Origin of the sequence: Faecalicatena faecalis, from assembly GCF_012524165.2 — a bacterium.
Classification (GTDB): Bacteria; Bacillota; Clostridia; order Lachnospirales; family Lachnospiraceae; genus Faecalicatena_A; species Faecalicatena_A faecalis.
Window position 1 is genome coordinate 57,040 of the sequence record NZ_JABACJ020000014.1, and the last position, 10,354, is coordinate 67,393.

Genomic DNA, 10,354 nt, shown 5'->3' on the forward strand with positions numbered 1-10,354 from the left:
ATGAAATTTTTAGACTATCTTTTTCATGGCAAAGAATTAAAAGCCATAGGTAATTATTTCAAAATGCTGAACGGATACAGCCCGACGTTTACCAGCTTTAGCGGCGGCGTGTATGAAATGGATTTAACCAGAACGGCTATAAATAATTTTGCCACACATTGCAGCAAGCTAAAGCCGGAGATAGAGGGCAGCGCCCTTAAGTCGCTGGAAAAGACATTGCAGCATAAACCCAACTACTTCATGGATACAACAAAATTTATAAAGCGTCTGGCAACGTATGTAGCGGTGGAACACACCGCTTTTATTATACCTATCGAGGATGAATACGGGCGCTTGTGTGGCTGGTATCCGCTGCGGGCTGAACGCTGCGAGGTGGTAGAGAGTGAGGGGCAGTTATATTTACGGTATCTGTTTGCAAATGGCAGCTATGGAGCTATTGAGTTTGAGCGTGTAGGCATTATGACAGACTTTGAATATAAAGACGACCTTTTCGGAGAGGACAACAGCACGCTTGCACCAACTATGCAGCTGATACATACGCAGAATGAGGGAATTATAAACGCTGTAAAAAATTCTGCAAATATCCGTTTTCTGGCAAAGGTGGCAAATATGCTGAAACCAGAGGATATAAAGAAAGAGCGGAAACGCTTTACAGAGGATAACTTAAGCGCCGACAACGATAGCGGCATGATTATTTATGATAACAAGTTTAGTGAGCTGAAACAGGTAGAAAGCAAACCATATACACCAAACGCATTGCAGATGCAGCACATACAGGAAAATGTATGTACGCATTTTGGTACAAATATGGATATTCTGCAAAATAAATTTGATGAAAATACGTGGAACGCTTACTACGAGGGGAAAATAGAACCGTTTGCAATACAGCTATCGCTTGTTATGACAAATATGAGCTTTACAGAGAGAGAAAGAGCCTGCGGCAATGCTATTTTCTTTTCTGCAAACCGCCTACAATACGCCAGCAACGCCACAAAGTTAAGCGTAAGTACACAGCTTTTCGACCGTGCGCTACTGAACAGAAACGGCGTAATGGATATATGGAACATGGCACACGTTGAGGACGGGGAAAAGTATTATATCCGAAAGGAATATACAGAGGTAAGCGAGCTGCACAAAGGAAGTGAGCAGTCAGTTATCATACAGCAAGTACCGCAGCAGACAGAACCAGCAGCAGGAGAAGAGCCGCAGAACGGACAGGAAGAGAAAGAGGGTGTAAATAATGCCAGTTAAGAAAGAGCGGGAATATAGAACGCTGGTAGCGCCTCTGGCTGCGCAGAGTTCCGGCGAAAAGCGTTTACAGTCGGAGTGCTACGTAGAGGGCTACGCTACTACATTTAATGCGCCATACCTTTTATATGAGTTTGAGGACGGCACAAAGATTTACGAAAGAATAGACGCACACGCATTAGACAGCGCAGACATGAGCGACGTTATCATGCAGTACGACCATGAAGGCAGAGTATTTGCCAGACAGTCAAATAATACGCTGATTTTAGAGCCGGACGTAAAGGGGCTTTTTGTGGCAGCAGACTTAAGCCGGACAGACTTAGCCCGTGGGCTGTATCAGGACATAAGCGCAGGAATGATTACTAAAATGTCATGGGCGTTTACAGTGGCAGAGGAAAGTTACGACAGAGAAACACATACAAGAACAATTTTGAAAATCAAAAAGGTTTATGATGTATCAGCCGTGAGCATTCCGGCAAATAACGATACTGAAATAAGCGCCCGTGCTTTTGCGAGTAGGAGTTACGAGCGAGAGCGGCAGGAGTTGCTTAAGAGGCGGGCAGCAATACTAAAGATTAAGGCGAGCTTATAAAAACCAAAAACAAAAAAGGAGAACACAGACTATGAGATTAAAGGAAATTGAGGCAAGATTAGCCGAAATCAAAGAAGAGCTTAACACCAGAGCGGCAGAGCTTACAGACGAGGAAATTACAAAACTGGAAACAGAGGTAACAGACTTGCAGGAAGAGCGCACCGCTTTACTGGCAGCGGCAGAGAAACGCAAAAAGCTGCTTGAAAGAATTGCAGCAGGAGAGCCGACAGGTGGAGCGGGAGCAGATACCACGCTGCTTAGAAATTTCAAGGGAGCAGGCGGCGCAGGAGCAGGAGAACCAGAGGACAAATACGACACTATGGCATACAGAAAAGCGTTTATGAATTATGTATGCAGAGGCGTTGCTATTCCGGCAGAGTACAGAGCAGCTGAAACCACCACCACAGCAGACAGTGGCGCTGTAATTCCGACAACTATTATGAATGAAATCATTCAGAAACTGGAAAGCTACGGCAGCATTTATGCAAAGGTGCGCAAGATTAACGTACAGGGCGGCGTTTCCATTCCGATTGCAGACTTAAAGCCTACTGCGCACTGGATTACAGAGGAAAAGAGCAGCGACGACCAGAAAGCATCTGCTAAAAATTCCGTAACATTCAATTATTACGGTTTGGAGTGCAAAATTTCCCAGAGCATTTTAGCGAATGTAGTAACGCTGAAAATGTTTACTGATTTGTTTGTACCTATGGCAACAGAGGCAATGGTAAAGGCTATTGAAATTGCTATTTTCAACGGTACAGGCGAGGGGCAGCCGCTGGGCGTTCTGAAAGACAGCAGGGTAACAGCTGTAATTACTCTGACACCGGAAGAGTACGCAAGCTGGAACGGCTGGCACAAGGTAAAAGGAAAAATGAAAAAGGCGTACAGAAACGGCAGTTTTGTTATGAACCAGTCCACTTTTGATACTGGCATTGACGGTATGGAAGATAAGAACGGGCAGCCTATCGGACGCACAAACTACGGCGTAAACGGAGAGGAAACATACCGTTTCATGGGTAAGAACGTAGAAACAGTAGAGGACGACGTTTTACCGAGCTGGGACGACGCAAACGAGGGCGACGTAATCGCAGTATTTATGAATTTCTCCGATTACGTTATCAATACCAACATGGAAATGCAGGTAGTGAAGTGGACAGACCACGACAACAACAAGATTAAGAATAAGTGCTTAATGGTTGTGGACGGCAAAGTAGCTGACGCTGCGGGCATTATCTTAGTTAAAAAGGGCGTAACAGCAGTGTAAGAAAGCGAGGCAGGCAATGAAAGGACATTTAGACGTAAAGCAGTTGGAAAGCTATAATAAAGCAGATTTGCAGGAACTGGCAAAGCAGCTGGGCGTAGATGCAGAGGGAACAAAGAAAGAAATTGCTGCACGCTGCGCAGCCGTCGAGGTAGACATACCAGACGACAGCGAGCTTACGGAAGAGGATAAAAAAGTAGCAGCCGAGGCAGCGGCAGAGGCGGCAGCCAAAGCCGAAGAGGAAAAGGCAGCGGCAGAGGCGGCAGCCAAAGCCGAAGAGGAAAAGGCAGCGGCAGAGGCGGCAGCCAAAGCCGAAGAGGAAAAGGCAGCGGCAGAGGCAGTAGCCAAAGCCGAGGAAGAAAAGAAAGCAGCAGGGCTGGTAAAAGTGAAAGCAAAGCGCCGTTTTCTTGACAAGGAATTAAACCAGATTAAGGATACGGGGGATATTTACACAGTAAGCAGAGAGCGTGCAGCAGTTCTGGAAGAGGCAGGCGTAGCAGTAGTAATGACAGAGTAAGAAAGAGGGTGCAGGCTATGGCAGCAGATACCACAACATTAACCGAGAAGATGCGGGCGGCGCTGCGTATAAGCAGCACCAGTGAGAAAATCACAGAGGAAATAAACGACTGTATAGCCGCCTGCAAAATGGATTTGCAGGACGTAGGCGTAAAGAAACTGGATGAAACAGACGCACTGATTATTAGGGCAATTACCTTATACTGCAAGGCAGAGTTTGGCTATTCTGATAAATCAGAGCAGTTTTGGAAGTCTTACGAGTGCTTGAAAACTCATTTAAGCCTATCCAGTGAATACACAGGCGGCGAAACGCCGGACAGTACAGACGACGAGGTAAACGAGGAAGATATCAAGAACTTATTCGGATAGGAGAAACAGACAGAATGGCGATTAAAAGAGTAACTTATAATACGCTGTCTTATCTGGTAGCGGAAATTAAAGACCGCTACGCAGAGAAAAGCGCCATAGGAGCGCTGGGGGGGCTTGATAAGGTAGCGGTAGAAAATCTGGCAGACGATTTGAAAAAACTTATAAACGGCAAGGCAAATGCAGCCACCACGCTTGCGGGTTACGGCATCACAGACGGAATGACAGCAACGGAGATAGCAAGCGCTATTTCCACGGCGATTGCTGGAACAGACCACTTAAGCCGTGTAATGGTAGACAGTACGGCAGATATTAACGTAGCGGCAGACGGTGCAGAAAAGAAAATCTACATGGTAAAGAATACCGACGGAGAGGCAGGAAACCTTTACAGTGAGTACATGGTAATTGACGGAAAGCTGGAAAAGGTAGGCGACTGGAAAGTAGACTTAAGCAGCTATGCCAAGACCACAGAAGTAACGGCAGCCATTGCAAATGCGCTGACAGCATACGCCAAGACCGCAGACGTTACTAAGGCAATCAATGCAGCAGTAGCGGGACTTATCCAGCTGGACGACTTAAGCGTAGCGTCTACGGGGGCAGGCAATGTAGTAACGGGGCTTGCGTATGACAACAAGACAGGAAAATTTACAGTAACCAAAGGACTTACTGCACTTACAGAGGCAGACTTTACAGAGATTACGCAGCAGGAAGTAAAAGCCATGTTTGCGTAAGTGAGGTGCTGGTATGAGGTGGTTTAGCCTTGCCAGCTTAAAGGCGCTGGTATCAGAGATAACAGCCAGAGAAAACAGCAATATGCAGGCTGTAAATGATACGTTTTCAGAAGTCTACGACAATATGGAAACGCTGGACGGGCGCATAGATGCTTTAGAGCATAAAACCGACGCTGCATATCTGGGTAACTGTTATTGCGGTAGCGTCTATTTGGGCTATGTGTCCGAAACGGACACCTAAAGGAGTGGTAAAAAATGGACTGGATAGACGAGATAACGCTAATAAGCGAGGTAAGCGGAGAAAACAGGGTAAATAAAAACGGCTTTGCAGTAAAGCCGGAAGAAAGCGCCCGCACTGTATTCTGTAATAAAAAATCAGTAGGGTACAGCGAATATTTTAAGAGCCAGCAGACAGGAAAGCTGGTAGAGGCAAAGTACGAGGTACATAAGGCAGATTATGGCGGCGAGGACGTAGTAGAAGTAAACGGGCGGCGCTATTTTGTGCTTAAGACCTACGACACAGGGACAGACACCATAGAGCTTACGCTTACAGATTTACGCCACAGAAACGAGGTGTAAGCATGGGAGAATTTAATACAGTTGGGCTGGAAGATATTATAGACGCTTTCGGCAGGAGAGAAACCGCCACGGTTGAGGCAGTACCGAAAATGCTTAAGGCTGGCGCAGATGTGCTGATAGAGGCACAGAAAGCAGAGGCACAGGCAATGGGACTGAACGAAACGGGCGGTTTTATCAATTCCATAAAAGCCACGGACGTAAAGGGCGACGATACGGAGAAATACGTAGAGATATACCCGCAGGGACGGGCAGGGCATGGAAACGACAGGAAAGGCGATAAAAGCAAAGTGCGCTATGCAACAATCGGCTTTGTGGCAGAATACGGGACAAGCAGCCAACAGGCACGCCCGTATATGACAACTGCAAACGCCAAGGCGCACGAAAAGGTAGTAGAGGCGCAGCGCAGTATATGGGAGAGTGAAACGGGCAAATGAGCATACAGGAGATTTTAGAAAGTGCAGGGCTACCAGCCCAGAGGGGCGTATACACTGGACGGGATAAGCCGGACGCATACTATACATTTTTGCGGCTGCTGGGTACGCCTGCGGTAAATGCAGACGACGAAGAGAAAGAACGCAGGGAAATGTATAGAGTTACGCTTTTCCATAAGGGCGATTTTGAGGCGCAGCTTGATAAGACAAAAGAGGTATTGAAAGCAGCAGGCGTTTATATCAACAGCATAGATGCAGAAAGCTACGAAACAGAAACGGGGTACTGGTTAGTGCCTATCACAGTCGAGATTTTGAAAGAGGAGTGATTAAACAATGACACTGGGACTGAAAGATTTATATTATGCCGTATGCACAGAGGCAGACGGCGTAGAAAGTTACGGAACGCCTAAGAAAATGGCAGAGGCTATGACCGCCGATTTATCCGTAAAGACCGCAGACGGCAGTTTATATGCAGACGATACGTTAAGCGAGAGCGTCACGGAGTTTGCAAGCGGCACGCTTAAGTTGGGAATTAAAGACCTTACGCCGGAAGTGCTGGCAGAGCTGCTGGGGCAGGAAGTGGACGAGAACAGCGTAGTATGGGCTGGAAAAGAGGACGAGCCGCCGTATGTTGCTGTAGGGTTCAGAGCAAAGAAAACGGGCGGCAAATACCGCTACGTATGGCTGCTTAAGGCAAAATTCAAAGTGCCGTCTGAAAAGTACGAAACTAAGGGCGAGAGCATTAAGTTTAATACGCCGGATATTGAGGCAGATTTTACAGCCAGAAAGAAAGATAACCGCTGGAAAGCAGACTTTGTGGGAACAGAGGACAGCAAGGCGGCTAAGACATGGTTTACAGCCGTACCCGAACCGGGAGCGGCAATGCAGACAATATAAGAGAAAGGAGAGAGGCGCAGCGCAGGCTGCGCCTTAATTTATAGCATGAGCGCAATTAAAGACGGACGCATGCCCGTAGAACTGAACGGCAAAACCTATTATTTACTGTTTTCCCTTAATGCACTGGACGAGATGCAGGACAGATTTGGGGGATATGACAAGCTGGACAAGGCTTTTGACCAGAGTAACCCGACTATGATTAAAGATTTACGCTGGTTGCTTACCCTCATTATCAACGAGGGCATGGAAGAGGGAGAAACACCGCTTACAGAGCAGCAGGTAGGTAAGTTAATTCATATCGGCAATCTGCCGCAAATTAAAGACGCTATTTTCTCTGCTTTTGTATATTCCACAAACGGCGGGGAAGAGAAAGAGGCAGCAGACGGAGAGGCAGACACAACAGCAGAGGGAAACAGAGTAGCCGTGCAGGACGAATAGACACCGCACGGCTGCTTTATATAGCAATGGCTATGCTGCATTACACGGAAAGCGAGGCGTGGAAAAAGACACCTTACCAGATTATTAAGCTATTCGGCTATCACAAGGAGTATAACCCGCACATTTTCGGACAGGAAAGCAGCAGCGCACCAGCACAGGCAGCAGAGGGTATGGACGACATAGACATAGCGTTAGGGGGCTTGTAAATCATGGCTGATAAAACAGACAATATTAAAACCAAACTTAGTTTTGACGGCGAGGCACAGTATAAAGCAGCCTGCAAAGAGATTAACAGCACCCTTAAGCTGCTTAACTCTGAAATGAAACTTGTAACGGCAGAGTATAAGAGCAATGCGAGCAGTGCAGAGGCGCTGAAAGCCAAGCAGGAAGTATTACGCAAAACTTACGACGAACAAAAGAAAAAGGTAGAGGAAACGGAAAAAGCCCTTGCAAAGTGCAAAGAGGCTACAGGAGAGAACAGCGAGGCGAGTAAAAAGCTGGAAACGCAGCTTAATTACCAGAAAACAGCCCTTGCGAATACAGAAACAGAGTTAGGAAAGACCACTACAGAGCTGGACAAGGCAGAAAAAGCCGCAGACGGAATGGGAAACGAGGTAGAGGACAGCGGAAAACAGGCGAAAGAGGCAACAAGCAAATTCAGCGGCTTTACAGAGGTTGTAAAAAAGGTTGCGACAGCAACGGCAGCAGCGGTGGCGGCAATCGGCACGGCAGCCGTAGCAGCAGGCAAGGCACTTTACGATATGGCGAGTGATACGGCATCTGCGGGCGACCAGATAGACAAGGAAAGCCAGAAAATGCAGATAAGCGCAAGCCTATACCAGCAGTTAAGCTATGCTTGCGAAAGGAGCGGCAGCAGCGTAAGCGACTTAACCAAAGGCGTTAAGAATATTACTACAGAGCTGGGGAAAACAGCAGAGGGAGCGAAAGGTGCAGGGGCGAGTTTTGAGGCTATCGGTGTATCGCTGAAAAATACAGACGGAAGTATAAAAAGCACGGAGCAGGTGCTTTTAGAGAGCATAGACGCACTGGCGGGCATGGAAGATGAAACACAGCGAAATGCAGCCGCACAGGATATTTTTGGAAAAAGTGCAGCCGAGCTTTTACCGTTGCTTAATTCTGGCGCAGACGGAATTAAGCAGCTTATGGACGAAACAGAAGAATACGGCATGATAATGTCGGACGAGGCAGTAGCAGCAAGCGCAGCGTTTGAGGACAGCTTAAGCCGCTTGCAATGGACGTTTAGCGGCGTAAAGAACAGTATCACTGGCGAAATGCTGCCGTCTATCACAATGATTATGGACGGGCTAAGCGACCTTATGGCGGGACAGGACGACGCAGGCGAGAAGATAAAGCAGGGCGTTACTGGAATAATCAGCAATATTTCACAAATGATACCGCAGATATTGGAAGTGATAACGAATATAGCGGGGGCAGTGCTGGAAAGCGCACCCTCTATTATGCAGGCACTGGCGCAGGGCATTATAACGGCGCTGCCTACGTTATTGCCGACCATAACAAACGTAGTAACCAGCATTGCAACTATGCTGATACAGTTACTGCCGCAGATTTTAGAGGCGGGTATGCAGATACTCATAAGCCTTGCGCAAGGTATCGCACAGGCGCTGCCTACATTGCTGCCGACAATCGTAACGGTGGTTACGAATATTGTAACCATGCTGATAGAAAATATACCGCTGCTGATTACAGCAGCCTTACAGCTTATTACAGGGCTGGCACAGGGGCTGGTAGCAGCGTTGCCCGTACTGATTGAGGCACTGCCGGAAATCATAACGGCTATCATAAATGCGCTGATTGAGGGCATACCGCTTATTATCGAAAGTGCGGGCGATATTATAGTTGCGCTGATTGACGGCATCATAGATGCAATACCGCTTTTAATCGCAGCCATGCCGCAGATTATCGTAGCCATTGTAACAGGACTAATTACAGGGCTGCCTAAGATTTTGACGGCAGCAGGCAAGCTGGTAACGACAATCATAAACAAGATAAAAGAGCTGCCTACTCTGATACTGCAGGCAATCGCTGCGGGCGTTGAGAAAATAGCAGAGTGGGGCGCAAATATGCAGGAAAAAGGCGACACGGTTATAACAGATTTTGTAACGAAAGTTATAGATATTGTTAAGGAGCTGCCGCAGAAAATCTGGAACAGTATAGTAAGCGCAGTTACCAGAGTGGCTACATGGGGTGCAAATATGCAGATCAAAGCCAAAGAAGTAATGAACACCATGCTTACGAACATTGTAACGATTGTGAAAGAAACGCCTGCTAAAATCTGGAACAGCATAGTAGGAGCAGTTACCAGAGTGGCTACGTGGGGCGCAAATATGCTTACGAAAGCCAAAGAGGTAATGAACACAATGGTAACAGGCATTGTTACTATCGTGAAAGAAGTACCGCAGAAAATCTGGAACAGCATAGTAGGAGCAGTTACCAGAGTGGCTACGTGGGGCGCAAATATGCTTACGAAAGCCAAAGAGGTAATGAACACAATGGTAACAGGCATTGTTACTATCGTGAAAGAAGTACCGCAGAAAATCTGGAACAGCATAGTAGGAGCAGTTACCAAAGTGGCTACGTGGGGTACAAATATGCTTACGAAAGCCAAAGAGGTAATGAACACAATGGTAACAGGCATTGTTACTATCGTAAAGGAAATACCAGAGAAGATATACAACAGCATTTCTGGCGCAATTTCCAAAGTGGCTACATGGGGTACAGAAGTAAAGAACAAAGCCGTAGAGGGCATGAAAAATGTAATTACTGGCATAACCGACGTATTTAAGGATATTGGTAGTACGTTCGCTGGGTTCGGTAAGAACATGGTAGAGGGCATCTGGAACGGCATACATGGAGCTACGCAGTGGATAAAGGACAAAATAAGCGGCTGGGTAGGTAATGTTACCGACTTCCTTAAGGGATTATTTGGAATTAACAGCCCGTCTAAGCTGATGCGTGACGAAATCGGCGTATATCTGGCGCAGGGTATCGGCGTTGGCTTTTCTGATGAAATCGGCGGCGTTAAGAAAATGATTGAGGACAGCGTACCGCAGGAGTTCGACGTAGGCGCAAAGGTAAATGTAGGCAAAGAGTTTACATACGATTATGACGACAAAAAGCCAAAGCCGAGAGGTGGCGGCAGTGCAGCAGGCGGCGTAGTCGTCAATCAGTATATTTATGCGAATACTACGGACTACGCAAAGCAGCAGAAAGAGGCAGCCCGACAGTTCAGAATGATAGCAAGGACGGTGTAACA

The 10,354-nt window shown here is 47.0% G+C and carries 14 protein-coding genes; all 14 read left to right on the forward strand.

Going from position 1 to position 10,354, the window contains the following annotated elements:
• The 14 genes from HGO97_RS14470 to HGO97_RS14535 are packed head-to-tail and all read left to right on the forward strand — an operon-like array spanning position 1 to position 10,352.
• Positions 1-1,251: a phage portal protein gene (locus HGO97_RS14470; protein ID WP_055056149.1), complete on the forward strand. Its 1,251-nt coding sequence runs from the start codon at positions 1-3 to the stop codon at positions 1,249-1,251.
• Positions 1,241-1,840, forward strand: coding sequence for an HK97 family phage prohead protease (locus HGO97_RS14475; protein ID WP_003023355.1), 600 nt, complete (start codon positions 1,241-1,243; stop codon positions 1,838-1,840). Before HGO97_RS14470 ends, HGO97_RS14475 begins: the two co-directional genes overlap by 11 nt.
• Before the next feature lie 31 nt (positions 1,841-1,871).
• A complete protein-coding gene (locus tag HGO97_RS14480) occupies positions 1,872-3,104 on the forward strand; it encodes a phage major capsid protein (protein WP_216243014.1) in 1,233 nt (410 codons plus the stop codon).
• Between the two features lie 16 nt (positions 3,105-3,120).
• The gene (locus HGO97_RS14485; RefSeq protein WP_216243015.1) at positions 3,121-3,618 is read left to right on the forward strand and encodes a hypothetical protein; all 498 of its coding nucleotides are present in this window, start codon (positions 3,121-3,123) and stop codon (positions 3,616-3,618) included.
• Positions 3,619-3,635: 17 nt separating this feature from the next.
• Positions 3,636-3,986 (forward strand): phage head-tail connector protein, encoded by a 351-nt coding sequence (locus HGO97_RS14490; protein WP_003023345.1) that lies wholly within the window; start codon positions 3,636-3,638, stop codon positions 3,984-3,986.
• 14 nt (positions 3,987-4,000) lie between these two features.
• A complete protein-coding gene (locus HGO97_RS14495; protein ID WP_216243016.1) occupies positions 4,001-4,714 on the forward strand; it encodes a hypothetical protein in 714 nt (237 codons plus the stop codon).
• Positions 4,715-4,727: 13 nt separating this feature from the next.
• The gene (locus HGO97_RS14500) at positions 4,728-4,955 is read left to right on the forward strand and encodes a hypothetical protein (RefSeq protein WP_003023341.1); all 228 of its coding nucleotides are present in this window, start codon (positions 4,728-4,730) and stop codon (positions 4,953-4,955) included.
• Between the two features lie 14 nt (positions 4,956-4,969).
• Positions 4,970-5,293 (forward strand): hypothetical protein, encoded by a 324-nt coding sequence (locus HGO97_RS14505; RefSeq protein WP_009297820.1) that lies wholly within the window; start codon positions 4,970-4,972, stop codon positions 5,291-5,293.
• A gap of 2 nt (positions 5,294-5,295) precedes the next feature.
• A complete protein-coding gene (locus HGO97_RS14510) occupies positions 5,296-5,727 on the forward strand; it encodes an HK97-gp10 family putative phage morphogenesis protein (protein WP_129879512.1) in 432 nt (143 codons plus the stop codon).
• Positions 5,724-6,050 (forward strand): hypothetical protein, encoded by a 327-nt coding sequence (locus HGO97_RS14515; RefSeq protein WP_002591274.1) that lies wholly within the window; start codon positions 5,724-5,726, stop codon positions 6,048-6,050. The genes HGO97_RS14510 and HGO97_RS14515 overlap by 4 nt, the downstream gene beginning before the upstream one ends.
• 7 nt (positions 6,051-6,057) lie before the next feature.
• Positions 6,058-6,621, forward strand: coding sequence for a major tail protein (locus HGO97_RS14520; protein WP_129879514.1), 564 nt, complete (start codon positions 6,058-6,060; stop codon positions 6,619-6,621).
• 45 nt (positions 6,622-6,666) lie between these two features.
• Complete coding sequence (locus tag HGO97_RS14525) at positions 6,667-7,059, forward strand: hypothetical protein (protein WP_129879516.1); 393 nt, start codon at positions 6,667-6,669, stop codon at positions 7,057-7,059.
• A gap of 26 nt (positions 7,060-7,085) precedes the next feature.
• Complete coding sequence (locus tag HGO97_RS14530; protein WP_118019565.1) at positions 7,086-7,265, forward strand: hypothetical protein; 180 nt, start codon at positions 7,086-7,088, stop codon at positions 7,263-7,265.
• A 3-nt stretch (positions 7,266-7,268) separates the two neighbouring features.
• Positions 7,269-10,352 (forward strand): PblA, encoded by a 3,084-nt coding sequence (locus HGO97_RS14535; RefSeq protein WP_216243017.1) that lies wholly within the window; start codon positions 7,269-7,271, stop codon positions 10,350-10,352.
• Positions 10,353-10,354 lie beyond the last annotated feature (2 nt).